The 25332-nt window shown below is 34.5% G+C and carries 22 protein-coding genes and 1 tRNA gene; 13 read left to right on the top strand and 10 right to left on the bottom strand.

Annotated features, from left to right (window positions below; translation table 11 throughout):
* Positions 1-164: 164 nt before the first annotated feature.
* Positions 165-914: a glycosyltransferase family 25 protein gene (locus J3U18_RS09855; protein ID WP_267353888.1), complete on the bottom strand. Its 750-nt coding sequence runs from the start codon at positions 912-914 to the stop codon at positions 165-167.
* Between the two features lie 489 nt (positions 915-1403).
* Here J3U18_RS09855 and J3U18_RS09850 point away from each other — a divergent pair, with 489 nt between their 5' ends.
* Together J3U18_RS09850 and J3U18_RS09845 are read left to right on the top strand one after the other, a co-directional pair.
* Positions 1404-2006 (top strand): hypothetical protein, encoded by a 603-nt coding sequence (locus J3U18_RS09850; protein ID WP_267353886.1) that lies wholly within the window; start codon positions 1404-1406, stop codon positions 2004-2006.
* A 301-nt stretch (positions 2007-2307) separates the two neighbouring features.
* A complete protein-coding gene (locus J3U18_RS09845; RefSeq protein ID WP_267353884.1) occupies positions 2308-3135 on the top strand; it encodes a hypothetical protein in 828 nt (275 codons plus the stop codon).
* Between the two features lie 277 nt (positions 3136-3412).
* Here J3U18_RS09845 and J3U18_RS09840 read toward each other — a convergent pair.
* Positions 3413-3489: transfer RNA gene (locus J3U18_RS09840), tRNA-Val, on the bottom strand.
* Between the two features lie 300 nt (positions 3490-3789).
* On the opposite strand from J3U18_RS09840, the gene recQ reads away from it, so the two are divergent.
* From recQ to ruvB, 5 genes are all read left to right on the top strand, one after another.
* Positions 3790-5619: a DNA helicase RecQ gene (gene recQ / locus J3U18_RS09835; protein ID WP_267353883.1), complete on the top strand. Its 1830-nt coding sequence runs from the start codon at positions 3790-3792 to the stop codon at positions 5617-5619.
* Positions 5620-5868: 249 nt separating this feature from the next.
* Positions 5869-7935, top strand: coding sequence for a DNA polymerase III subunit gamma/tau (gene dnaX, locus J3U18_RS09830; protein WP_267353882.1), 2067 nt, complete (start codon positions 5869-5871; stop codon positions 7933-7935).
* Positions 7936-7968: 33 nt separating this feature from the next.
* A complete protein-coding gene (locus J3U18_RS09825; RefSeq protein WP_065563043.1) occupies positions 7969-8307 on the top strand; it encodes a YbaB/EbfC family nucleoid-associated protein in 339 nt (112 codons plus the stop codon).
* Between the two features lie 246 nt (positions 8308-8553).
* Positions 8554-9162, top strand: coding sequence for a Holliday junction branch migration protein RuvA (gene ruvA, locus J3U18_RS09820; RefSeq protein ID WP_267353880.1), 609 nt, complete (start codon positions 8554-8556; stop codon positions 9160-9162).
* Between the two features lie 18 nt (positions 9163-9180).
* Entirely contained in the window at positions 9181-10185 is a 1005-nt protein-coding gene (gene ruvB / locus J3U18_RS09815) for a Holliday junction branch migration DNA helicase RuvB (protein ID WP_416380412.1), read from the top strand.
* 73 nt (positions 10186-10258) lie between these two features.
* Here the strand turns inward: ruvB and cysK are convergent, their stop codons facing one another.
* The 3 genes from cysK to yfbV all read right to left on the bottom strand — a co-directional run bounded on the left by cysK (position 10259) and on the right by yfbV (position 12487).
* Entirely contained in the window at positions 10259-11224 is a 966-nt protein-coding gene (gene cysK, locus J3U18_RS09810; protein ID WP_267353876.1) for a cysteine synthase A, read from the bottom strand.
* Positions 11225-11520: 296 nt separating this feature from the next.
* Complete coding sequence (priC, locus tag J3U18_RS09805) at positions 11521-12027, bottom strand: primosomal replication protein PriC (protein ID WP_267353874.1); 507 nt, start codon at positions 12025-12027, stop codon at positions 11521-11523.
* Positions 12028-12037: 10 nt separating this feature from the next.
* Positions 12038-12487 carry a terminus macrodomain insulation protein YfbV gene (gene yfbV, locus J3U18_RS09800; protein ID WP_065734032.1) on the bottom strand — a complete coding sequence of 150 codons (450 nt, stop codon included), beginning with the start codon at positions 12485-12487 and terminating at the stop codon, positions 12038-12040.
* A gap of 185 nt (positions 12488-12672) precedes the next feature.
* Between yfbV and J3U18_RS09795 the strand changes: the two genes are divergently transcribed.
* From J3U18_RS09795 to J3U18_RS09785, 4 genes are all read left to right on the top strand, one after another.
* Positions 12673-13878: an acetate kinase gene (locus J3U18_RS09795; RefSeq protein WP_267353872.1), complete on the top strand. Its 1206-nt coding sequence runs from the start codon at positions 12673-12675 to the stop codon at positions 13876-13878.
* Between the two features lie 67 nt (positions 13879-13945).
* Positions 13946-16090, top strand: a complete 2145-nt coding sequence (gene pta / locus J3U18_RS09790; protein ID WP_267353870.1) for a phosphate acetyltransferase — start codon at positions 13946-13948, stop codon at positions 16088-16090.
* Positions 16091-16456: 366 nt separating this feature from the next.
* Positions 16457-16933, top strand: a complete 477-nt coding sequence (locus J3U18_RS11945; RefSeq protein WP_416380407.1) for a toxin-activating lysine-acyltransferase — start codon at positions 16457-16459, stop codon at positions 16931-16933.
* 19 nt (positions 16934-16952) lie between these two features.
* Entirely contained in the window at positions 16953-20168 is a 3216-nt protein-coding gene (locus J3U18_RS09785; protein ID WP_267353868.1) for an autotransporter outer membrane beta-barrel domain-containing protein, read from the top strand.
* A 315-nt stretch (positions 20169-20483) separates the two neighbouring features.
* On the opposite strand, the gene J3U18_RS09780 is transcribed toward J3U18_RS09785, so the two are convergent.
* Positions 20484-20948 carry a MarR family winged helix-turn-helix transcriptional regulator gene (locus J3U18_RS09780; protein ID WP_267353867.1) on the bottom strand — a complete coding sequence of 155 codons (465 nt, stop codon included), beginning with the start codon at positions 20946-20948 and terminating at the stop codon, positions 20484-20486.
* 3 nt (positions 20949-20951) lie between these two features.
* Positions 20952-21383, bottom strand: a complete 432-nt coding sequence (locus J3U18_RS09775; protein WP_065563054.1) for a hypothetical protein — start codon at positions 21381-21383, stop codon at positions 20952-20954.
* 327 nt (positions 21384-21710) lie between these two features.
* On the opposite strand from J3U18_RS09775, the gene guaA reads away from it, so the two are divergent.
* On the top strand, positions 21711-23294 hold the full coding sequence (gene guaA, locus J3U18_RS09770; RefSeq protein ID WP_267353865.1) for a glutamine-hydrolyzing GMP synthase: 1584 nt from the start codon (positions 21711-21713) through the stop codon (positions 23292-23294).
* Between the two features lie 200 nt (positions 23295-23494).
* Entirely contained in the window at positions 23495-24700 is a 1206-nt protein-coding gene (locus J3U18_RS09765; protein WP_267353863.1) for a tyrosine-type recombinase/integrase, read from the top strand.
* On the opposite strand, the gene J3U18_RS09760 is transcribed toward J3U18_RS09765, so the two are convergent.
* The 3 genes from J3U18_RS09760 to J3U18_RS11935 all read right to left on the bottom strand — a co-directional run bounded on the left by J3U18_RS09760 (position 24681) and on the right by J3U18_RS11935 (position 25210).
* Positions 24681-24884: a helix-turn-helix transcriptional regulator gene (locus tag J3U18_RS09760; RefSeq protein WP_267353861.1), complete on the bottom strand. Its 204-nt coding sequence runs from the start codon at positions 24882-24884 to the stop codon at positions 24681-24683. The two genes, J3U18_RS09765 and J3U18_RS09760, sit on opposite strands and share 20 nt — an antisense overlap.
* Positions 24881-25000 carry a hypothetical protein gene (locus J3U18_RS11940; RefSeq protein ID WP_416380411.1) on the bottom strand — a complete coding sequence of 40 codons (120 nt, stop codon included), beginning with the start codon at positions 24998-25000 and terminating at the stop codon, positions 24881-24883. The genes J3U18_RS09760 and J3U18_RS11940 overlap by 4 nt, the downstream gene beginning before the upstream one ends.
* Positions 25001-25099: 99 nt before the next feature.
* Positions 25100-25210, bottom strand: a complete 111-nt coding sequence (locus J3U18_RS11935; RefSeq protein ID WP_416380410.1) for a hypothetical protein — start codon at positions 25208-25210, stop codon at positions 25100-25102.
* Between the last annotated feature and the right edge of the window lie 122 nt (positions 25211-25332).

Here is a 25332-nt window from a genome sequence, read left to right as displayed (position 1 = left end):
AATATTATTAATAAAAAATTTCAACTTTACAGAATATAATCAAACTTAAAATGTTTGAGAGCGATGAGATTAACCATTAGAATTATGGAAAATACTGAATACTATTTACGCGTGTTGACGTTAATAGTGTTGATATTGATTTCCCTACACTGACTGATAAGCAGTCAGTAATCTAGATAATTTCTATATTTAGGTTTTTTTGATAGTTTTTGCAGTATTGAAAAAACAAAGTTGATTTTAGGTCGCTTTTCTAGGCTGTATAATTTTTGTCGGTAATTTTCTCGATCCGCAACAACCAATTTGCGCTCTGCTTCTATCGAGGAGTCATGTTTATCACGATCGTTGGTTTCAATTAGATGCGGCAGAGTGGCGTATATTTTTACATTTCCGCACGTTCTGAAAATTTCAAACATATCCGCCTCATATCTAATTGGAAACAAAAAGTCAACCATTTTTTTTGCTGTTTTTAGCGTGATAATATAACCAGTAGTTCGAACAGCTTTGGTAACGGGAAAAACCTTAAAATTGCCGAGTTTAATTTTTTTATTTTTTGCGTATTCGAAATCGCCAGTTAGCAAAAAAATCCCGTTTTTTGTTTTTTTTTCGAAATCCCTCATAAAATCTAAAGTTCTATTATCGAGGACAGCATCGTCCTCGATAATTAGCGCGTACGGTAAATCTCGGCTTATAATTTCCCTATATACGCCAATATGACTGAGCGCACACCCAATTTCTCCTTTTGTCAAAAAACAATTTTGATAATCGTGAACGTTGCCACGTATAAAACTTTCATCTAGTTTACTCCCGTCAATAGCTGTGAAAATCTCAAAATCCATTTTCAATTTCTCACATAAATTAGAAATTCTATTTCGTTTATCAACCGCGCTGTCCAGATTTATTACAAATGTTTTCATTATTAACTTTTTATTAACATAATTTACAATATTGCTGAGTTATAAATATATATTTGATTCAACTAATTAGCAACAATTTATTTAAAAATAACAGCAATTGGTTAACCAGATATAGCAAAATTTACTATATTATCTAGTGATTTTGTATTTGATATAAGACATACTTTGTATCATGAAGGATGTTGTTATAAATTAACTAATTAATATTTTAAATTAATTCCTGCTGAGTCGAATTCCCTTAAACTTTTTATAACGCCTTTTTACTTTAACTCTCCTTATTAATCTTGTAATTTATTCAATTAAAAAAGTTGAGGAGCGGTTTTTTTTGAACATCTTCTGCATCTCTTTTATTAATCTTTCTCCGATAAAAGATTGTTGATATATAGATAATATTTATCTAAAAACTTAAACCTTTGCTGTTAACGTATTGTCCTAAATCAGAATATTAATATAAAATCTATTTTACATGAATTATTTAGGAAATAATTAATGGCTAAATTAATAAGAATTTTTATTTTAACGCTGATGGTTATTAGCGTGAACTCCTGTTCAAGTAGAGGGGATTTCTGTTTGTTTGGCTATACTGATAGTGAATTTCCAGATTATGATAAAGAATATTGGCGATCAGTTGTAAAGAATAAATCAAAAGCTTCAAAAAGTGATCTTGAAAAATGTAATCAAGAAACAGAAAATACAAGAGTAATTATGGTTAATATCTTTACCGAGTTGTGTTCAAGTGGGCATATATCTCAGGAAAATTTACCTAATGCAATTGCGATTCAGCACAATTATCTTGAAAACCGTTTTAGATCAAGACCTAAAAATTTGATAGGAACAACGGACCAAATTTTTCTCCGGCTCTTAGGCGAAAATATCGAAAATAAACCGCTTAATGCAGATATACTTCATAAAGCATGTGCTCGTTTTATACCCCAAAATAACACATTTTATCATTATCAAGGAATAGGTCCCGATACTCTTTTCTTCGAATTTTTTAATAAGTATCATTTTGAACAATGTATGCGCAGAAATAACTTTGAGTTAATTACTCCTATAAAAACGGAGAGGTACTGTAAGGGTGTTATGTGGTAAATTTAGTATGCTGATATTTGGCTTTAGTTAATTTGGCCTGTTGTTTTAATTGGACTTAACTGCATTAATGACAATTTTAGACTTTGCGATATATAAGTCTGGGACTTGCTTACTCAATCAATTCTATATCGACAGCATGAAGCTTTATGCATCTAACTTTATTCTCCGTAAATACTTTATTGAGAGATATCGATTGCAATAAATTGAAAATGAACAAAAGTACTCAAAAATTAAATTTTTTGGGTATTTTTCCTCATTATTTTTGTTAATATTTGGATTAATTATTCTAAGGGAAATAGATATGAAAAAAATACTGTTAATTCTTTTAATTATTCCGTTTTTTGTTTTTGCTAATGATAAACAGAGTTTATCAAATCAAGAAATTAAACAAAAAATTATTGGAAAGTGGAATATGTATCAAATTGGTCAACGAGCACAAATTGTTACATTTCATGATGATGGAAAAGTTAGTTATAAAACTTATATTTGTAATGATAATTCCCAAAAAGCATTATATGATGGCGAAATTTTTAAGCAATATAAAGTAGAGGATGGGATTATATACTTAGGTGAATTATTAGTTGAGGATGGATATATCGAAAAACTAAAAGTAAAAAATATAGAAGACACCAGACTAAAACTTGTCTATGACATGCCAGATTACTTTTACAATAAATTAGAAATCAATTTCTTAAACACTACCGGTAAGGATACTCTGCCTTTTTGTGAATTTAACACAGTAAACCCTTTTAGTCATAAAGTTGATAGAAAAAAATTTCAAGATAAATTGTATATATTGCAGGATAAAATTATAGAAGGCTTTAAAAAACAGACTCCTAAAGATTTAGATGAATACACAGTATTGCAAGATGTTTATAAGAATAATAATGAATTGTTCTTTAAATTAACCATAAAAAATACTTCAATAAAAGACTCTAATGATGAAACATTAGAAGCTTTTTTAACCGTATTTGCGGTAGATAAATACTGTAATATTGATAAGTCTGACAATAAAGTACTGCAACGTATAAAATTTATATTCCCAAATGGAGCATCTTACGTATATTCTTTTGATAATGGAGAGCCTTTAATCATTCATGTGGATAATAGTAATTGCCAAAAACAATGAAATAAATTGAGAAGCATATTTAATTAAAATAAAAATGAGCCTGAACTAAATTTGGGCTTTTTATTGTTTTACTAAGAATCAAGGCGCCTAAAGTCGTTTTGTATTTTATTCATAATAAATTAATCTTCTAAAGAGTGAAGCTATGATGTGAAATTATGAGAAAGTGGATCGCAAAAATTTGATAAAAATGGTATGAGTTTTACCCCAGTTTTACCCCAGCAAAAAAAATGATGTGAAACAGAACCTTTATGAAGCCTTTTAGCATAAGGCTTTAGGATGGTACGCCCGGGTGGACTCGAACCACTGACCCCCACCATGTCAAGGTGATGCTCTAACCAACTGAGCTACGGGCGTATATTTAGAAAACACGCAAATATTAGCGGGCAAATAGTTTTGTTTCAAGTAAAATAATTAAAAATAGCTGTTTTTTTAATCTTTTGAACTGGATTGGTGATAAAATAGGCAAAACCAATATTAAAAATTCAGATATTTGTCACATTTTTGTACTTTTTATTCTCACTAATTCATATAACAATTCGATATGGATTCTGTTTTTTATATTGTTTATAGGTAAATGCATGTTCTCGGTGGTTTGTTGATGCTAAATTAGCTATACTCCACAGCGTCGTTAAGTTATTACTGGTTCAGGTTGTTATGTCGTTTAAAGATCAGATTGAAGATGTTCTACATAATATTTTTGGCTATAAGTCGTTTAGGAATCAACAAAAAGACATTATTGAATCAGTGATTGACGGGCGTGATGTTTTGGCCGTTATCCCTACCGGTGGCGGTAAGTCGCTTTGTTATCAAATTCCAGCTGTCGTATTACCAGGCACAGCTATAGTTATTTCGCCACTTATTTCATTAATGAAAGATCAGGTTGATCAATTGTTGGTGAATGGTATTCCTGCTGCATTTTTAAATGCAACTCAATCAGGTATCGAACAACAAAATGTTATCAACCAGTATCTAAACCATTCAGTTAAATTGTTGTATATTTCCCCCGAGCGCTTGACAGTATCATCTTTTGGCGCGTTACTGGATCAGCATCCTCCTTCTTTAATTGCGATCGATGAGGCGCATTGTATTTCACAATGGGGACATGACTTTAGACCTGATTATCGCCAATTAAACCAGTTATCAAAACGTTTTCCTGATGTACCAATTATCGCGCTAACAGCCACTGCTGATGAGATGACACAGAGGGATATTCTTAATCAGCTCAATTTAGTTGATCCGTTGTTTGTGGTTCGTAGTTTTGATAGGCCGAATATTCGCTATACCGTGGTAGAAAAGTTTAATCTTACTGAACAAGTTGTGTCGTTTATTGAAACGCAAAAAGGGAATAGCGGGATTATTTATTGTTCTAGCCGTTCTAAAGTTGAGGACATGACAACAAGGCTTGTGGCAAGAGGGTTTTCGGCTATCGCTTATCATGCTGGATTGTCTACAAGCGAACGGCAAAGCGCTCAGGAGAGTTTTTTAAAGGATAATACACAAATTATTGTGGCAACAGTTGCTTTTGGAATGGGGATTAATAAGCCAAATGTTCGGTTTGTTGTTCATGCAGATTGTCCGCGTTCAATTGAGGCTTATTATCAAGAAACAGGTCGTGCTGGGCGCGATGGTGTTCCTGCAGAAGCGATGCTATTGTTTAAAAGTAATGATTTAAGTTGGTATAAGCAGCAAATCATTGAAAAGTATGATAACGATCAGAAGCAAGTGGAGCTTCATAAGATTCAGGCGATGGAGTCATTTGCGCAATGTATGACGTGTCGTCGTATTGTACTGTTAAATTATTTTGGTGAACATAGAACTGAGCCTTGCAATAACTGTGATATTTGCCTTTATCCACCTAAGCAATATGATGCGTTGATTGATGCGCAAAAAGTTTTGTCTTGTGTTTATCGGGTTGAACAGCGCTATGGTGCCCAATACATAGTGGATATTTTACGTGGTTCGGGGCGTTCACAAATTAAAGATAATCGACATGATAAGCTTTCAGTTTATGGAATTGGTAAAGAGCATAACGTTGATTATTGGCTTAGTGTAATAAGGCAGTTAATTTTTTTAGGTTATTTGCGGCAAAATATTTCCAATTTTAATACTTTGCAATTGACTGAAAACGCACGGGCAATATTGAAAGGTGAGGTGCAATTAAAGTTAGCAAAACCACGATTAGAAATTGTTAAGAAGAGTCGTTTAAATCGTTATGCTCGATCAATTAATTTAACGACTATTCTATCTTATGAAGAGCGAATTTTATTTAATAATCTTAGACGATTACGTAAAGAGATTGCCGATATGGAAGATATCGCTCCTTATATTGTATTTAGTGATGCAACCTTACTTGAAATGGTGCAAACGATGCCTGAAAGTAAGACACAACTTATTAATGTGTCAGGTGTTGGTAAAATTAAATTGGAGAAATACGGCAATCTGTTTTTGGATGAGATTAATGACTTTGTAATTAAAAATATATAACGCTGTAAGTTAAAATTTAAATCAATTTATTCGTTGAAAAAAAAGTTGAGGAACGGGGTTTTTGAGCAAAAAAATCCTGTAATATAACGCTAATTATTATATGTTTTACTTAAAATTGCATTTTTATAATCTAATTTGTTTATAAATTAATTAAGGTCTATTATTAATTCGAAAAGTGGCATATTAAAGACTAATTTGGCTCTTTATGATATGATTAGCAAAATTTAATCGTAATAAGTAATGGTGATTATGAGTTATCAAGTTTTAGCACGTAAGTGGCGACCAAAGTCGTTTTCTGAGGTAGTAGGGCAACAACATGTGTTGAAAATTTTATCTAATGCCCTCTCTCTTGGTCGGGTGCATCATGCTTATCTGTTTTCTGGTACACGAGGTGTAGGAAAGACGTCGATTGCTCGTTTGTTAGCTAAAGGCTTGAATTGTGAAAGTGGTATCACTGCAACACCTTGTGGTGTTTGTGATAATTGTCGTGAGATTGAGCAAGGTCGTTTTGTTGATTTGTTAGAAATTGATGCTGCCTCACGAACTAAAGTCGAAGATACGCGTGAAATTCTGGATAATATCCAATACTTGCCAACTAAAGGGCGTTTTAAAGTTTACTTGATCGATGAAGTGCATATGTTGTCTCGCAACAGTTTTAATGCATTATTAAAAACTTTGGAAGAACCACCAGAGCATGTTAAATTTTTGTTAGCGACAACCGATCCTCAAAAATTACCTATTACTATTTTGTCTCGCTGTTTGCATTTGCATTTAAATGTGCTTAATACATCTTTAATTGGTGATCAGTTAAATCACATTTTACAATTAGAGCATATTGAAAGTGAGCCAAAAGCTATTCATTTATTAGCCAAAGCAGCCAATGGAAGTATGCGAGATGCGTTAAGTTTAACCGATCAGGCTATTGCGCTAGGTAATGGTAAAGTCGATGCCGTATCAGTTGCATCAATGCTTGGAACATTAGATAAGGCTATTCCTTTTGCGTTAGTTAATGCACTTTACCAAGGCGATGGTAATACGTTAATGCAACAAATTGAATTGGCGGCAATGCAAGGAGCTGATTGGGATAATTTATTAGCTGAAAGCATTTCTTTGTTGCATCAAATTGCTTTATTACAAGTAGTACCTACAGCCTTAGGTGATTATGCAGATAGTGAGGAGCAATTGCGTTTTTTAGCTCAATACATTTCGCCAAATGATGTGCAATTGTTTTATCAAATTTTATTGATGGGTCGAAAAGAACTCACGCTTGTACCTGATAAGAAAATGGGCGTGGAGATGAGCTTTTTACGCGCGTTAGCCTTTATGCCAAAAGATGTTGATTCGATTTCTCAACCGGTTTCAACCACTAATCCTTCAGCTGTAGGACACGCACCTGTCCCAAAGTCTAATCCGCCAAAAGTTGAATCAGCAACATCAGCTTCTGTGCCACCGATTCCAGTAAAGAAGGATGCAGCTAAGTCATCAGTTCAATCAACGGCACATTCACAATCATCATTAGCTGATAATAATGTTTCTCCTGTGCATCAAGCTAATAATTCGATGCCAGCCCATTCTATATCGCTTCCAGATGATGCTTCGTCTATCACTAAAAATATTTTAGAGATGCGAATGCAGTTAATGGAGGAACAAAGTTCAAAAAAGTCTGAACCGGTTGGTGCCAATCAACCATCAAGCGATTTAGTTAACTCGAGCCGTGTTAAACAGGCTACTAAGACTGAAGTTAATAGTGCAGTGGTGGATGAGGTTGTAGAGGACGACGAAGAGGAAATTACAGCAGAAAATTATCAATGGCAATCGACTGGACTGTTTGAGTCTAAGAATGAGCCGGTGATAGATGCGAAGTCAGTTAGGGAGTCACTTAAGGTTGATAAAACCCCAGAGATGACAAAAAAATTGATTGAAGAGATGGTCGAAAAAGATGCTTGGAGTGCGGAAATTGAAAAATTGGAGATTGCACCGTTAATTAAACAGATTGCAGTTAATTCGTATCCTGAAATAGTCGATGATAATAGTGTAATTTTGCATACGCGTTCGGCTGTTGAGCATTTAACTAAGTCGTCGGCAAATTGTATTAAGCTACGAACTGCGATGTCAGCTTATCGTCAAAAAACACTTAATGTAGAGGTTGTGATTGATGATAGTAAGGATATAAAAACGCCATTAGAATTACGTGAAGATTTATATCAGCAGAAGCTTGAACAAGCTAAACAAACGATACATCAAGATCCTAAAGTTGAGACGATTTGTCAATATTTTGATGCCAAGATTGATGAATCGAGTATTCGTCCTGTATAATTACAGACTAAATGTTTTTAATGAGGAATAATTATGTTTCCAGGTGGAAAAGGTGGTTTGGGCAATTTGATGAAACAAGCCCAACAAATGCAAGCAAAAATGCAGCAAGCTCAGGAAGAGATTGCTAAATTAGAGGTTACTGGAGAGTCTGGCGCGGGTATCGTTAAAGTTACTGTAAATGGTGCACATAGTTGTAAACGCGTTGATATCGATCCGTCTTTATTAACCGAAGATGATAAGGAGATGTTAGAAGATCTTATCGCTGCAGCCTATAATGATGCTACTCGCCGTTTGGAAGAAGCTCAAAAAGAGCGTATGGCTCAAGTTACTGGTGGAATGCAATTACCACCTGGTTTTAAAATGCCATTCTAATTTGAATCTTTAAATCTATTTTTCTGATATTGCTGACTTTTGTCGGCAATATTTTTGTCTACTGACTGTTTATTTATACAGTTTGTCTTTATTAATTTTCTCCTATCAGGTAAACTAACTCACAATTGTTTTTTTAATTCACATTCAATTTTGATCATAATAATTAGGCTGATGTTGAACGAGAGTTTTCGTTTAATACTGGTTGATCAACGTTGTTTAATTGACATTATTTATTAAGGATATATTGTGATAGGTCGTTTACGTGGAATCATTATTGAAAAGCAACCACCCAAAGTGTTAATTGAAGTTGGTGGTGTTGGCTATGAAGTGTTTATGCCAATGACCTGTTTTTATGAATTACCTGATAATGGTAAAGAAGTGATTGTGTTAACTCATTTTGCCGTTCGGGAAGATGCTCAAGTGCTTTATGGCTTTAATCATGAACAAGAGCGTGAATTGTTTCGTGAGTTGATTAAAGTGAATGGTGTTGGTCCCAAATTAGCGTTAGCAATTTTATCAGGAATGTCAGCAGGGCAATTTATTAGTGCAGTTGAGCAAGGTGAAATCAAGACGTTAGTTAAATTACCAGGCGTGGGCACTAAAACGGCTGAACGATTGATTGTCGAAATGAAGGATCGAGTTAAACGGTTTGGTGACGAGTTAGCTAATGTAAACGTAACTGTTGAGACTGGAATTCTTAAAAAATCCTCAAGTCAGATTGAAGGTGAAGCCGTTTCGGCACTTATCGCTTTGGGTTATAAACCACAAGAAGCAAGTCGTATTATTAGTAAAGTCATTAAGCCAGACATGGATTGTGAAATGCTAATACGTGAAGCATTAAAGTCAGCATTATAAAGAAAATAGGGAACGATGATGATTGAAGCGGATCGTTTAATTGCGCCACAGGCTCAAAAAGAAGAAGAGTCGTTAGATCGGGCTATTCGTCCTAAATATTTGGATGAGTATATTGGTCAACCTCAAGTGCGAGAGCAGATGAAAATCTTTATTCAGGCTGCCAAGCAACGTAGTGATGCGCTTGATCATGTTTTAATTTTTGGTCCTCCAGGTCTTGGTAAAACCACTTTAGCTAATATTGTTGCTAATGAAATGAATGTTAATTTGCGTACTACCTCTGGCCCAGTGTTGGAAAAAGCAGGTGATCTTGCTGCAATGTTAACCAATCTCGAGCCTAATGATGTGCTGTTTATTGATGAAATCCATCGATTATCTCCTGTCGTTGAAGAAATATTATATCCTGCTATGGAAGATTATCAGCTCGATATTATGATTGGTGAAGGTCCTGCAGCGCGTTCAATTAAAATCGATCTTCCGCCCTTTACGCTTATTGGCGCCACTACTCGAGCGGGTTCGTTAACATCGCCATTACGTGATCGTTTTGGGATTGTGCAACGCCTTGAGTTTTACCGCGTAGAGGATTTGGAGTATATCGTTAGTCGTAGTGCTAAGTTTTTAGGTTTAGATCTTTCCAAAGAGGGTGCATTTTTAATAGCTAAACGATCACGCGGAACGCCTCGTATTGCTAATCGTTTATTGCGACGTGTGAGAGATTATGCGGATGTTAAATCCAAAGGTGTTATTGATGAGCGTATTGCGACTCAAGCTTTAGATATGTTAGATGTGGATAATGAAGGCTTTGACTATATGGATCGTAAGTTACTTCTTGCCATCATCGAAAAATTCATGGGTGGTCCAGTAGGATTAGATAATATTGCTGCAGCAATTGGTGAGGAACGTGAAACGATTGAAGATGTGTTGGAGCCATTTTTGATTCAGCAAGGTTATATCCAAAGGACACCAAGAGGACGAATTGCAACACCTCATGCTTATCGACATTTTGGTATTGTTCAAGAGGATTAATTTATTCTAATTTGAATTATCCGATTTTTAATCAAACACCGCCAAATGGCGGTGTTTTGCGTATATAGGATAATTAACCAAGCTCTTTTTCAGTGAAAATACCACTAAATAAATCTGTACTAAGGTAACGTTCACCTGAAGAAGGTAATATAACCACGATGGTTTTATTCGCATTTTCTGGTAATCGAGCCAAACGATCAGCTGCAAATACTGCTGCACCTGATGAAATTCCTGCTAAAATCCCTTCTTTTTCCATTATAATGCGAGCTGTTTCGATGGCTTCTTCGTTAGATACTTTTTCGACCAAATCAATCAAACTTAAATCTAAGTTACCAGGAATAAATCCAGCTCCGATACCTTGTATTTTATGTGGGCCAGGTTTGATTGGTTCGCCAGCAAGTGCTTGCGTAATTACAGGTGAGGTACTTGGCTCAACTGCGACAGCAGTAATGTTTTTACCTTGAACTTTTTTGATGTATTTTGTTACGCCAGTAAAGGTTCCACCTGTTCCCACACCAGCAACGAAAATGTCGATTTTTCCATCTGTATCAAGCCAGATTTCAGGTCCTGTGGTTTTTTCATGAATTTCTGGATTGGCGGGATTGCTAAATTGTTGGAGCATAATATTGTGTTTTGGATTACTAGCAACGATTTCTTCCGCTTTTTCAATAGCGCCTTTCATTCCTTTGGCTGCCTCAGTTAATACCAGGTTTGCACCTAACGCTTTTAAAAGTTTGCGGCGTTCGATACTCATGCTTTCTGGCATGGTTAAGGTTAATTTATAACCACGAGCAGCGGCAACAGCGGCTAATGCAATACCAGTATTACCACTAGTTGGCTCTATAAGTTCAACGTCAGGATTAAGTAAACCACGTTTTTCGGCATCCCAAATCATATTTGATGCAATACGACATTTGACGCTGAAACTTGGATTACGAGATTCGACTTTAGCTAATATATTACCATTCCCAAAATGTTTTAATCGAACTAGGGGAGTATGGCCGATGGTTTGTGAGTTATCATCAAATATCTTACTCATGGAAAAAGTCCTTATTAGTTTATTCTTAGATTCAAAGATGGTAGCAAGTAATTAATGTTGATGACTATATTATAGGTTGAACTGAAAAGATGATACTAATTATTAATTATATTCATATGCATTTTTGATATAAGGGCCTTTATTTTGACTAGTTAGTATGCTTTTTAGTGCTAGGATCTTACTATAGTATTGAAATGTGAATTTACATGTACGCTATATTTAGGCGTGTTTGGTTAAGACATTATTTTAAACTAGGTAATCGTTTATCATCAAATATTCAGTAATTTATGATACTATTATTCAATGAAACTATTTTCCATGTCTAATTCAATCCTTTTAATAGCTTGTTCGCAGCGGTATATTCGATTATCAAGGGCAGCGATTTTGCTGTGTTCTATTGACTCTAATGAGAGTTCGAGCTCATATTTCATCTCTTGTAATCGTCGTAAATAATCTAAATGTCTTGAATGTTTTTCAGCTAATGTTTCTGTAATAATATGGCCAGTAGTTTGTTTACGTAAATGTACTGTGGCAAGCTCACGTGTTAGGGCGGTAATTTGGTTTATAAGTCTTTCTGATAAAAATTCGATTTGTGTGCGTTTTTCTGAAAGTACTGCATCACAAAGTGCTAGATAGGTTTGCTTTACTTTATCTAAATAGAATTGATTGTCGGTTTCAATTTTACTGGTGTTAAACAGATGCTCATCAAAATAATGCTCTTGATAGCTTTGTTGTTCGGATAAGTTCAACTGCTGTTCAAGCTCGTTTATTTGATTTTTCAATTTTTCCAAAAAATTTTGCATGAATATATCTTTATGGTTGGTTATCGTCATTTTGCCCAAAATAATTCCCTAAATGAATTTTAGATAAGTTTATTAGTTTCATTAACGATTCAAAAGTCAATTTTTCATTTGGATTTTTATTCGGACTTAATATCTTTTTTTCAATTAATTGCAATTTGATTCGGTTGTAGCTGTCAATTAAGTTGAGCGGTAATGGCGATTGAGAACGATATCCTAACCATAAGATCCCTTGAATAGGTAAACTTAAGGCAAATAGAATTGTGATTGCTGTTACCGCTAATTGCGCGGGTAAATAATATTGCCAAAGAATTAAGCCGATGATGATCGGCGGTAAAATTTTTTTTGCAACTTTGATGTAGTTAATAATTTTTAATTCAGGAAATGAATAGGATAGGGCTTTATCTTTTGGGCAAATATCCATATATATTTGACCTGCCTTAAAAATTTTAACTAAGTTCATCTGGTTTGGATTCCTCGACATTCACATTTTATTGTCTTAAAATAGTGCCATTCAAATTGGGGGCTCTCTTTATTTTATCTCAAATTTCAAGATATCAGAAGTCGCCTTATATAACACATTGATTAATGTGTAGAGTTGCCAATATTGATTGGTAAAAATCTTTTATTCAATTTATAGGAATTACTATGTCATCAAGTAATAACGCTCTCGTTCTGAATTGTGGAAGTTCATCTTTAAAATTTGCTATTATTAACCCTGAAAATGGTGATGAGTTTTTATCTGGTTTAGCTGAATGTTTTCACCTTCCTGATGCTCGTATCAAATGGAAATTAGATGGTGAAAAGCAAGAAGCTTCTTTAGGCGCTGGTGCAGCACATAGCGAAGCAATTAAATTCATCGTTAATAACATTTTTCCACAAAAACCAGAATTATTAGATAGCATAAAATCAATTGGGCACCGTATTGTTCATGGTGGTGAGAAGTATACCCAATCCGTTGTGATTGATGATTCCGTTTTAAAAGGTATTGAAGAAGCTTCTGCTTTTGCGCCTTTACATAATCCAGCTCATTTAATTGGTATTCGTGAAGCTTTTGTTGCATTTCCTCATTTAAAAAATAAAAATGTTGCAGTATTTGATACAGCTTTCCATACTACTATGCCTAAAGAAGCGTATTTATATGCAATTCCTAATGAATTATATACTAAGTACGGTGTTCGCCGTTATGGTGCTCATGGTACTAGTCATTATTATGTTAGTCGAGAAGCAGCAAAATTATTAAATAAACCAGTTGATCAAACGAATGTGATTACATGCCACTTAGGTAATGGTGCTTCAATCACTGCTGTGAAAAACGGTAAAAGTATTGAAACTTCTATGGGGCTAACACCACTTGAAGGTTTAGTGATGGGTACACGAAGTGGTGATATCGATCCTGCTATTATGTTCTTTTTACATGACAATTTAAATATGTCAGTTGCTGATGTTAATAATTTATTAAATAAAAAATCAGGCTTATTAGGTTTAACTGGCGTAAGTAGCGATTGCCGTTATGTAACGGATAATGCAGATAAAGATGAAAATGCTAAAAATGCTTTAGAAGTATTTGTTCACCGTTTAGTCAAATACATTGGTGGCTATGCGATGTTGTTAGACGGACGTTTAGATGCAATTGTGTTTACTGGTGGTATTGGTGAAAATGCTGAATGTATTCGTCGTAAAACTCTGGAAAAATTAAGTATACTTGGTTTTGAGATAGATCAAGAACGCAATTCAGCTGCACGTTTTGGTAACGGTGGTGTGATCACTAAAGATGGTTCTGCTATTGCAATGGTTATTCCTACCAATGAAGAACTTGTCATCGCACAAGATGCAGCACGCTTAACAGCTTAAGCACTTTAAAACCGCCGTTAAGGCGGTTTGTTTTTGGATTTAATAAAGAATTAAGAGGAAACTTATTATGTCTCGTACCATTATGCTGATTCCAACTGGTACCAATGTTGGATTAACGGGTGTAAGTCTTGGTGTTATTCGAGCAATGGAACGTCAAGGTATTAACTTAAATGTATTTAAACCAGTTGCCCAACCAAGAGCAGGTGGTGATGCGCCTGATAATACAACGACTTTAGTTAGTCATAATACATCGATTCCAACTTTGAAACCTTTAAAAATGAGTTATGTTGAAAACTTATTAGGTTTGAATCAACAAGATGTTTTGATGGAAGAAATCGTTGCACTATATGCAGAAAATACTAAAGGTGCTGATGTTGTTTTAGTTGAAGGTATTGTACCAACTATTGATTATCCATTTGCTAATGAGCTAAATAATAACATCGCGAAGACTTTAGGCGCTGAGATTATTTTTGTGGTTAATATGGGTAAAGATGATCCAGAGCAGTTAAAAGAACGCATTGAGATTGCTCGTTCTAATTTTGGTGGCATCAAAAATGATAAGATTATTGGTGTGATTGTTAACAAAGTCAATGCACCAGTAGAAGAACAAAATCTCGCTCGTCCAGATGTTGTTGAAATTTATCATACACCTAAATTTGATGGTAAGAAAATTACAATTAATGATTTAAGCGAGCATAGCCCATTACCTGTACTTGGCTGTATTCCTTGGAACATCGATTTAAGTTCTTGTCGTACATATGACATTGCTAATCATTTACAAGCTAAAATCATTAATGAAGGCGGTATTAAAAATCGTCGAATTAAACATGTTTCTTTCTGTTCTCGTAGCGTTCCAAATATCATTAATCACCTTCAACCGAACGCGTTATTAGTAACTTCAGCTGATCGTGCTGATGTTTTAGTAACAATCTGTTTAGCTGCAATGAATGGTGTTGCTATTGGTGGTGTATTATTGACTGGTGGCTATGATATTGATGAAAAAATCTATAAATTGTGTCAACCTGCTTTTGATACAGGATTACCAGTATTTACTGTTAAAACCAATACATTCCAAACTTCAATCAATTTACAACAATTCAATTTAGAAATCCCGGTCGATGATAAAGAACGTATGGATAATACTCAGAATTTTGTTGCCGATCACATTGATCCAAGTTGGATTAAATCATTGAATGAAGTGGTTAGTTCTGCTCGTCGATTATCTCCTCCAGCATTCCGTTATCAATTAACTGAGCTTGCACGTAATGCGAAAAAAGTGGTGGTGTTACCAGAAGGGGATGAGCCGAGAACAATTAAAGCAGCTGCAATTTGTGCAGAGCGTCATATTGCTAAGTGTGTGTTAATTGGTAATCCTGATGAAGTCCGTAAAGTGGCAGCGTCGCAAGGTGTTACTTTAGGTGCTGGTGTTGAAATTGTTGACCCAGAACGCATTCGTGATAAATACGTACCTCGTTTAGTCGAATTACGTAAAAACAAAGGTATGACTGAAGTTATTGCGCGTGAGCAATTAGCTGATAATGTTGTGCTTGGTACAATGATGCTTGAAGCAAATGAGGTTGATGGTTTAGTCTCTGGTGCTGTTCATACTACGGCCAATACTATTCGCCCTCCGCTACAATTAATCAAAACTGCTCCAGGTAGTTCGCTTGTTTCATCGGTGTTCTTTATGTTAATGCCTGATCAAGTTTATATCTATGGGGATTGCGCTATTAATCCAGATCCAAATGCGCAAGAACTTGCTGAAATCGCTATTCAATCTGCTGATACTGCTATTGCTTTTGGTATTGAACCACGTGTGGCGATGATCTCTTACTCAACCGGTAGTTCTGGTCAAGGTGCTGATGTTGAAAAAGTGAAAGAAGCAACACGTATTGCTCAAGAAAAACGTCCAGATTTAATGATTGATGGCCCTTTACAATATGATGCTGCGGTTATGCCTGATGTTGCGAAATCAAAAGCGCCAAATTCTAAAGTTGCAGGTAAAGCGACGGTGTTTATATTCCCTGATTTAAATACTGGTAATACAACTTACAAAGCTGTACAACGTTCAGCTGATCTTGTTTCAATTGGACCTATGTTACAAGGTATGCGTAAGCCTGTTAATGATTTGTCTCGTGGTGCGTTAGTTGATGATATTGTTTATACTATTGCATTAACTGCTATTCAATCCGCGCAAGAAAAAAATAGCTAGTAAATTATTAATATTTATGTTTAAATTTATGAGGGGTTTTTCACAGACCTCTCATTTTTTATCTATCCGATAAGTCCAATCACATAAAGTGACGAAATTAGTTAAGGATGATGTAAGTTATACATTATTTAGCGCTGTTTTTTGTTCCAATTCTATACATTATAAAGTTTTTTTTGATTAATTTATTCAAGCTATATGACTATACATGGTCTATATCTCCCTAATTTAATCAATTTGTTAATTATTTGTCTATTTCATTACCTGTTTAAAGATTAAGCAAAGCTGTTTTTATATTCCTAAGTTTTAAGAAAGATAAGTTTTATTTTCAATATTATTTTTAATTAAAAATACTAAAGGTATAACGGAATGAATTGTCTTAATCAGGACTCCATTAGAGTCATTGCACCCAGCATTTATCATGATACTTCATGGAATGAAGCCGAAGTATTAGGCGCCATGGTTTGGTTATGGAACAGGAATTCCAATTATAGAAATGTTGCCATAAGTTCAGCATTGGAAACTTTACTGCCTACTATTCAGTCTAGGAATTTTATTTTACTCATTAAAAATAATCGACCACTCGGTTTTCTCAATTGGGCATATTTAAATAAAGATGAGGAACGGGAATATCTAAACAAAACGAAAAGTTATGTGAATTTTGTTCAATGTAATAAGAGAGATGAAAGTAAACAGTTATGGCTTTTATCTTTCTTTTGCCCATTTGGACGGAATGAATCTTTCTTATTGAAATCTATTTGTAAAAAAGTTCTAAAAAATAATCTCTGCTTTTATGGTTACCACAAATCAAAAACAAACACCGTTGTAAAAAAAGTTCAATGTTAGAGTCTATAAGGATAGAATTATGAATCAAATATACCAAACAAAATTTAATTTTCTAACTGGTACTAGCATAGTTTGTTCTGAATTGGCACGACGTGTTAGTAAAGTAGTGATAACTGTTTCAATTTTATCAGCTTCAACTTCTTCGTTAGCATTGGATTGTATAGCAAATTCTGATGGATCTTATTTAGTAGGCCAAAATGATCCTAGTTGTAATAACATTAATGCTGCTACTGCAACGCAAAGTGGCAATGCCAGTTTTTATATTTTAACTAGGAGTAAATTACATGAACAACTTAATGTTGGTGATACGACCCTTACTGCAAATGTCAGTGCCGATTATACTGGATTAGGTAACCAATATACTTATGGTGTTTCTGGTGGCTCAATTAAAGCGGGCAATTTAAATTTTACTATAAAGAATGATGGTAATGTGATGGGGCTTGCGACTTATCACAATGTCGATATTACTGCTAAAGATGTTGTATTAAATATAACTGATAACTATACACGTGGTCGTAACTCTAGTGGTGGTGTGGCTGCTTATGGGATATTAACGGGTTCAGCTGCAAATGCCGGTGAGAGAAACGCCTATAATGGTAAATATAGCACAGTTACAGTTGATAAACTGACGATCAACCAAACAACGTCAGGTGGTAAAACCTCTCCAATATTAAATAATGGTATTCGTGCTATTCAAGGAGCATATGACAATAATGGTCAAGGTTCTGCAGGGCGAGTTATTGTTAATGATGATTTGGATATGACTTTGACTGGTAATCGTGCCATCGGTATTTATGTATCGGGTAATGCAACCAATCATGGTGGAGCGAATGATACTGGTGCTGATGGTCAATTAACACCAATAGTGATTTTAAAAGGTGCTAAAAATAGCATAGTGTTGAATAAAGGTAGCGATAGTTCATCATTGAACTGGGACAGTGTGGGTGTCAAATTAGGAAAGACGCGTAATACAGGTGAAGGTGCTGGTATTTTAGAATCTCATGGTGAACTTAATATTGATACAACAAATGCTTTAAATGGTTCTGGTATTAAGATGGTTCGCAATTCTTTATTAAAAGCAGATTATGACGATAGTTCAACAATCATCAAAACAAATGGTTATGCACTTGAAATCGGGACTCATGATGATGCTAATTCAAGTGGTGTATTTGAACAGGCTGCATCACATGGTGTAAGTGCAAGCTTTAAAAATGCAATATTTACTACGAATGGTACAAGTGCTGACCCGGTTATCAGTGGTTCTGTTGGTCGCAAAGATTTAATTTTTGTCGATCAAGGTCAAGTCGATACTGTATTATCTTTTACCGGTGATAAAACTGATCTAACAGCAAATGATGCGGGTTATATTCTTAACGTGAGTGGAAATTATACCGCATCTGGTTATCAGTTCTTTTCAAATACCTATGATCAAACTGGAACAGAACAAAGTCATGATGATTATCAAGCGTCATCAGTTAACTTTAATGCTTCTGACAAGGGAAGTATGACTGGGCTGGTTTATAAAGGTTTGGTTAAAACTGAAGAGGGTGAAGTTTTAGATACCAATAAAACTCCTACACTCAACTTAAACTTAAATAATGGTTTTACTTGGAATTTGAAAGCAAATGATACCAGTAAAACTGCTTTATTTGATAATTTAACTTTATCAAATGGTGCATTACTTAATGCTGCATTTGATGATGCGGGCGCAAATGAGTTTATTTTACAAGGTAATGTTATTAGTGATGGTGGTATTATCAGTTTAGATAATTATTCCCATGGAAAATATAATGATAGTTTAACTATTCAAGGTAATTACTCGGCATCAAATAATGCAATAGTTAAGATGAATACGTTATGGAATAATAATACTTCACAATCAGACTTACTAAAAATTACTGGAGCTGCAAGTGGTGTCACTAAAGTTATTCCTGTTAATGCAAATGGAACTGAAAATTTCATTGATGGTAACATAAAGCAAGTTGCTGCAATATTGAATAGTATTCCTGTTATTAATGTCGGAACTTCAAGCTCAGAAAGCAATTTTACTGGTGAGGCTCAAACGACAGGTGCAACAGAAGTTCAATTGGCAAAACGTCAAACAACTAATGGTGATGAATACTATTGGACTATGAAGGCAAGTAATCCAGATGAACCGGTTGGCCCAGTCAAACCCGTTGACCCAGACAAACCCGTCAAACCTGTTGACCCAGTAAAACCACCTAAAAAGGTGATCTATTCAAATGCCGTTTCTGGTTATGTATCAATGCCACGAGTAAACCAAGAACAAGGATTATTAAGTATTGGTACTTTGCATGAACGTAGAGGCGAATATGCTAACTTTAACTTAGCTAATTGTAGTACTTGCGATGAACATTTAAGTGAAACTTGGGGAAGAATATTAGGCAAACATCTTAAATCAGACGGAAAAAAACGGTTGAATTTAGAAACTGACGTTTATGGATTACAACTTGGCCATGATCTGGTGAACAATTTATTCGAAGATGGAAGCCACAATTATACAGGTGCTTATCTTTCATATACTAAAGCTAATACTGATTTTTCCGATAAATATCGAGCGGTTAATGGTTTAATTTCTCATAACAAAAAAACCGGAAAAGGTACTTCGGAAGCATTTAGCCTTGGGTTAACTAATACCTATTTTTCTGCTAATAACAGTTATTTAGATTTAGTTGGACAGTTCTCTTCAATCCGCAATAAATATGATGCACGAAAAGAAGCCCGTTCTATCCATCAAAATGGTTTTGGTGTAGCTGTTTCAGCAGAAGCCGGACATGCCTTCAACTTTAGTCAAAATAGCCTTGATTCAAGCCAATGGCTAATCGAACCTCAAGCTCAACTTGTTTATCAATATCTTAATTTGGATAGTTTTAAAGATAAATATCGTCAAGTCGATCAGAATAATCAGGATCAATTGCGTGGTAGAATAGGTGTACGAGTAGACCATAATAATCAAGCAGCAGATCGACAAATTATGTCGATTTATGCAATTGGTAATGTTTGGCATGACTTTATTAAGCCAACTCATGTCACAATAGGTAAAGATAGTTTACGTGAAAATTATGCAACTACTTGGGGAGAATTGGGGGTTGGTATAAAAACGGAATTAGGCAAAGATAATTTTCTTTATGGTGATGCTCGTTATGAACATGATTTTGGAAGTACCAAGCATCAAGGCTATAAAGGAAATATTGGAATAGAACATAAATGGTAATTTAGAATTATAAGTTTATTTCTTTGTTCTATACGTAATGGCTAGTCATGCATTACGTATAGACTTTTTTATAAAAAAGTAACTAATAATCAAGTTAAATAAAATAATATGGCTTAATGTTCATCGCGTAAAACTTATTGCAAATGGCAAAAGTGATATTTTTAAGATTGGAATAAATTTAACCCAACAAATCATTTTATTATGAAATTTTTGTTAAATAGAACTCATTTATTACTACTTAACAAATTGATTTTTAGATGAATTAAAGCCATTTGATGTTTTAAACTTGAATAAATATGATAAAGGATAATTACTTTATTCACCTTGACTTTCTAATAGTGTTAATAACATTGACATAAATAGTTTTTTATCATCCTTTAATGTTGAAAAAAACTCTTTATCAATTTGTTCAACTAAAGGTACAGTTTCATTTGCTTTATCAAACCCTTTTTGTGTTAGTTGAATGGATTTTGCTCGACTATCTTTGCTTGAACAGTGGCGCTCAATATAATATTTTTTCTCTAAATTCTCTAAAATTTGTGAGATTGTCATCACATCGATATTTGTTCGATTGGATAGAGTGACTTGTGTTATTTCATCGTTGTATTGTGATAAATAAGCAAGTGTTGCAAGTACGATAAATTGAGGATGAGTGATAGACTGTTTTTTCAAACAACTTTTGATATTTGTATGCCAGGACGAATAAGTTTTCATAAAAATAAAACCAATGGATTGAGAATCATTTTGAAATTGTGTCAAAAACTTATCGCCCTTTGCCATAATTTATCCTTCAACTAAGCCATTTAATTTGTAAGTTTTATCAATAATATCATCAGAAATCTGTTTTATAAAATCATAGGATGCTTTAGTGTCCATTTTTGTATCTGGTTTTAATGAAATCTCTGATTTCAAAGCATATTGATTTTCTGAAATTTCAACAATTTGATGGGAGAAAAATAATAAACCTATTTCAGGCATATCAAATTGTTCAGTAAATTCTTGCTCATCAATGATTTTTGATAAAGTCACTTCCATTTCTGGTATATTTTGTAATTTAAAAATACCTTTAGTGCCTGTTTTCAAGTCACCAAAGATACGAAAGTCTTCAAGATCAGTTTCCCATAATTTTCTTAAATTAAGATCGGTATAGTATTGCCAAATTTTAGATGGTTTTGCCTTTGTTGGTAATACGAAAGAGATTGAAATTGTGTTCATTATTTTTCCTCTATTTAATAAGTAAACTTATTGTAAGTATACTTATTAAATAAGTAAAGAAAATTTTTTGCATAGATTAAAATTGTGGGATTATTCAAAATTCCTCAACTAACGTAATGAATAAATAAGTATTATATAGTCAGGTATTTGATTCTTTAATATAATTAATTATCTAATAAAATTAACAAGATTAAATGTTTAACCGATTTAAAATATATTAATGTAAAATATTTACAATTGTTTTTCATTTAATCCGTTCAATTTAATCGGTAAATGATACAATAGCGCCTTGATTTTGTATTAGTCCATAGTTTAGGAATAAATTTGATGAAAAATGACATCCACCAGCAACGTATTTTAATTCTTGATTTTGGTTCGCAAGTTACCCAATTAATTGCTCGACGGGTTCGTGAAATAGGTGTTTATTGTGAACTTTGGCCGTGGGATGTGTCGGAAGAAAAAATCAAACAATTTAACCCTAAAGGTATCATTCTATCTGGTGGTCCTGAAAGTACTACTGACCCAAATAGCCCTCGAGCACCAGAATATGTGTTTAATGCTGGCGTGCCCGTGTTAGGTATCTGCTATGGTATGCAAACTATGGCAATTCAAGTAGGTAAGGGGGGACAAGTTACAGCTTCTAATCAACGAGAGTTTGGTTATGCTAAAGTTGATATTGTTGCAAAATCAAAATTAACAGACGGTATTTTAGATAGCACCAATGATGCTGGTATAGAGCAACTTGATGTATGGATGAGTCATGGTGATAAAGTTACTTCATTACCTGACACATTTACCTTAATTGGGCAAACAGAAACTTGTCCATTCGCCATTATGGCCAACGATGAAAAACAGTTTTATGGCGTACAGTTTCATCCAGAGGTCACGCATACGGTTAAAGGATTAGAGTTATTAACGCGTTTTGTTATTGATATTTGTCAGTGTGAAAAGCTATGGACACCGTCTTCTATTATTACTGATGCAATTGCTCGTATAAAAGAAAAAGTCGGTAAAGATAAAGTATTATTAGGTTTATCAGGTGGTGTTGATTCTTCGGTTACTGCATTATTATTACATCAAGCCATTGGTGACCAGTTAACTTGCGTATTTGTTGATCATGGCTTATTACGTTTAAATGAAGCAAAGCAAGTCATGGATATGTTTGGTGATAAATTTGGGTTAAATATTATCGCAATTAATGCCGAAGATCGCTTTATGGCTGCACTGAAGGGAGAGGCAGATCCTGAAGCTAAACGTAAAATTATTGGTCGTGAATTTGTCGCTGTTTTTGATGAAGAGGCGGCAAAATTAAAAGATGTCAAATGGCTTGCTCAAGGTACTATCTATCCAGATGTCATTGAATCTGCTGCTGCTGATACAGGTAAAGCCCACGTGATTAAATCACATCATAATGTTGGTGGTTTACCTGAAGATATGAAAATGGGGCTAGTAGAACCATTAAGAGAATTATTCAAAGATGAAGTACGTAAAGTTGGTTTAGAACTCGGTTTACCTTACGATATGCTTTACCGTCATCCATTCCCAGGTCCAGGTTTAGGAGTGCGTGTTCTCGGTGAAGTGAAAAAAGAGTATTGTGATTTACTGCGTCAAGCCGATGCTATTTTTATCGAAGAACTTTATAAAGCTGACCTATACCACAAAGTCAGTCAAGCATTTACCGTATTCTTACCAGTACGTTCAGTTGGAGTAATGGGAGACGGACGTAAGTATGATTGGGTTGTCTCATTACGTGCTGTTGAAACTATCGACTTCATGACCGCTCACTGGGCACATTTACCTTACGAATTCTTAGGGCGAGTATCAAATCGTATTATCAACGAAGTCAATGGAATATCACGAGTTGTATATGATATAAGTGGAAAACCGCCTGCCACTATTGAGTGGGAATAATTGCAATTGATATCATACGATCTTATATAGTCTTTTCTTATTATTTTAAGCCTTGTTTATCAAGGCTTTTTAGTCTCACATAGTCTCATTTAGTCTCATATAAGCTTGCTTTTTTTGACGGTAGCTTTGACGGTATCAAAAATTTAACATAGAATATTTTACTAAAATTACCGACACGAATGACGGTATCGGAGATTACTATGTTAACAGAAACCAAGCTTAAATCAATAAAACCTAAAGACAAACAATACAAACTCCCCGATCGAGATGGTTTGTATGTAGCGGTATCAAAAACAGGTACATTGTCTTTTCGTTATGATTACCGTATTAATGGGCGACGAGAAACGATTACATTTGGTAAGTACGGTGAATTATCTCTATCTGAAGCAAGAGACAAACTACTTGAAGCAAAAAAAAAGCTTGCAAATGGGCTTTCGCCTGCTAAAGAAAAACAACGTGAAAAGCAAACAAAAAATAATGATGTTTTCGGATACTGGTTGGATAAGTGGTTTATTGATGCTGATTATGCTGCTAGTACTAGGGATATTGTTGGTGGAATAGTAAAAAGAGATGTAGCTCCAAAATTTGGTAAGTTGCTATTATCAGAAATAACGCCAACAATGTTGAGGCAATATTGTGAAAAATTAAAAGAGCGAGCGCCTGTCACCGCTGTTAAAACACGCGATATCGTTGGAATGGTTTTCACTTACGCTAAAGCAAGAGGCGCAAATTATGACAACCCAGCAGAGTATGTAAAAGGGGCTTCAATAGCGACATTTGCACCAAGAGATAGAGCACTGACAAAGCAAGAGGTGGGCATATTTTTTAATACATTAAAAATTAGCAAAACATCTTTGCAATTAAAAATTGCATTAAAATTAATAATGTTGACCATGACAAGGAAAAGTGGAATAGTTGATGCGACGTGGGATGAAATAGATTTTAAAAATGCTGAATGGACAATCCCTGCGGAAAGAATGAAAGCGAGTAGGCAGGGGGCAGGTAGACCGCATGTTGTTTATTTATCTAAGCAAGCAGTTGATTTATTTATGCAGTTAAAGATATTATCAAGTGAATCGCCTTTTGTTCTACCGAGTTTTGGACAATCCAAATACGGCAATATATCTAAATCCTCAATTAATAGAGCCTGCACGCATACCATACAATTAGCTCAAAGAAACGGTTTGAAGCTAGGTGATTTTACCGTTCACGATATGAGAAGAACTGCATCAACTCATCTTCATGAAGCTGGTTACAATTCTGATTGGATAGAGAAAGCATTAGCTCACGAACAAAGAGGGGTTAGAGCAGTTTATAATAAAGCTGAATATTCTGAACAAAGGCGAAAATTATTGCAAGATTGGGCTGATATGATAGATAAATGGACTATTGAATATAAGTGTTAGCTTGTTCATTGAGCCATTTTTTTACCTGTTCTTCATCCCACACAACCCTCTTGTCTGATATTTTTATCGGCTTGGGGAAACCTGCTATTTTAATTTTTCTATAGATTGTAGAGCGGCTAAAACTGGTTATTGCTTTTACGTCTCGTAAAGATGCTGCTTTTGTTAAATTAATTTTTTCAATCATTTTTCATTTCCTAACTCAATATCATTTATACATTCATTACCCCACGCATCCCAACCGTTTACGTTCTGACGGGCAAACAATTCAACCTTCGGTACATTTCCGTATAATTGAACTATTCGGTCTCGTGCTTCCTGAGGTTTTGCGCTATGCGCCTTTTTAGTTGTTTAGTTATGTTTTGATGATAGTTTTTATTTAATTTCACCCATGTGAATAGTTCATGTTTTTAACTCGAAACCCCATGCCTTCGCTATTTCAATAGCACCTAAGGCAAACGCTGATGTATACCACATTGCCAATACTGAGTTATCGTTGGCTATTTTTGGTATCGGTAGTTTTTTTATTGATTGAGTTTTAAGGGTAGGATAGTGTTTTTTGTGGCGGCTCGTGTTGATTGATTCGAATATTGCCACGGCGGATCGGCGTAAATTAGATTATATTTTTTCATATA

The organism is Gilliamella sp. B3482 (genome assembly GCF_026536805.1).
In the GTDB taxonomy this organism is placed as follows: Bacteria; Pseudomonadota; Gammaproteobacteria; order Enterobacterales; family Orbaceae; genus Gilliamella; species Gilliamella apicola_E.
The sequence above is the reverse complement of the archived record's forward strand: the minus strand, read 5'-3'. Positions and strand labels throughout refer to the sequence as shown.

Coding starts and splice junctions, on each gene's coding strand:
- J3U18_RS09855 (WP_267353888.1), bottom strand. CDS start 914: ATGAAAACATTTGTAATAAATCTGGACAGCGCGGTTGATAAACGAAAT.
- J3U18_RS09850 (WP_267353886.1), top strand. CDS start 1,404: ATGGCTAAATTAATAAGAATTTTTATTTTAACGCTGATGGTTATTAGC.
- J3U18_RS09845 (WP_267353884.1), top strand. CDS start 2,308: ATGAAAAAAATACTGTTAATTCTTTTAATTATTCCGTTTTTTGTTTTT.
- recQ (WP_267353883.1), top strand. CDS start 3,790: ATGTCGTTTAAAGATCAGATTGAAGATGTTCTACATAATATTTTTGGC.
- dnaX (WP_267353882.1), top strand. CDS start 5,869: ATGAGTTATCAAGTTTTAGCACGTAAGTGGCGACCAAAGTCGTTTTCT.
- J3U18_RS09825 (WP_065563043.1), top strand. CDS start 7,969: ATGTTTCCAGGTGGAAAAGGTGGTTTGGGCAATTTGATGAAACAAGCC.
- ruvB (WP_416380412.1), top strand. CDS start 9,181: ATGATTGAAGCGGATCGTTTAATTGCGCCACAGGCTCAAAAAGAAGAA.
- cysK (WP_267353876.1), bottom strand. CDS start 11,224: ATGAGTAAGATATTTGATGATAACTCACAAACCATCGGCCATACTCCC.
- priC (WP_267353874.1), bottom strand. CDS start 12,027: ATGCAAAATTTTTTGGAAAAATTGAAAAATCAAATAAACGAGCTTGAA.
- yfbV (WP_065734032.1), bottom strand. CDS start 12,487: ATGAACTTAGTTAAAATTTTTAAGGCAGGTCAAATATATATGGATATT.
- J3U18_RS09795 (WP_267353872.1), top strand. CDS start 12,673: ATGTCATCAAGTAATAACGCTCTCGTTCTGAATTGTGGAAGTTCATCT.
- pta (WP_267353870.1), top strand. CDS start 13,946: ATGTCTCGTACCATTATGCTGATTCCAACTGGTACCAATGTTGGATTA.
- J3U18_RS11945 (WP_416380407.1), top strand. CDS start 16,457: ATGAATTGTCTTAATCAGGACTCCATTAGAGTCATTGCACCCAGCATT.
- J3U18_RS09785 (WP_267353868.1), top strand. CDS start 16,953: ATGAATCAAATATACCAAACAAAATTTAATTTTCTAACTGGTACTAGC.
- J3U18_RS09780 (WP_267353867.1), bottom strand. CDS start 20,948: ATGGCAAAGGGCGATAAGTTTTTGACACAATTTCAAAATGATTCTCAA.
- J3U18_RS09775 (WP_065563054.1), bottom strand. CDS start 21,383: ATGAACACAATTTCAATCTCTTTCGTATTACCAACAAAGGCAAAACCA.
- guaA (WP_267353865.1), top strand. CDS start 21,711: ATGAAAAATGACATCCACCAGCAACGTATTTTAATTCTTGATTTTGGT.
- J3U18_RS09765 (WP_267353863.1), top strand. CDS start 23,495: ATGTTAACAGAAACCAAGCTTAAATCAATAAAACCTAAAGACAAACAA.
- J3U18_RS09760 (WP_267353861.1), bottom strand. CDS start 24,884: ATGATTGAAAAAATTAATTTAACAAAAGCAGCATCTTTACGAGACGTA.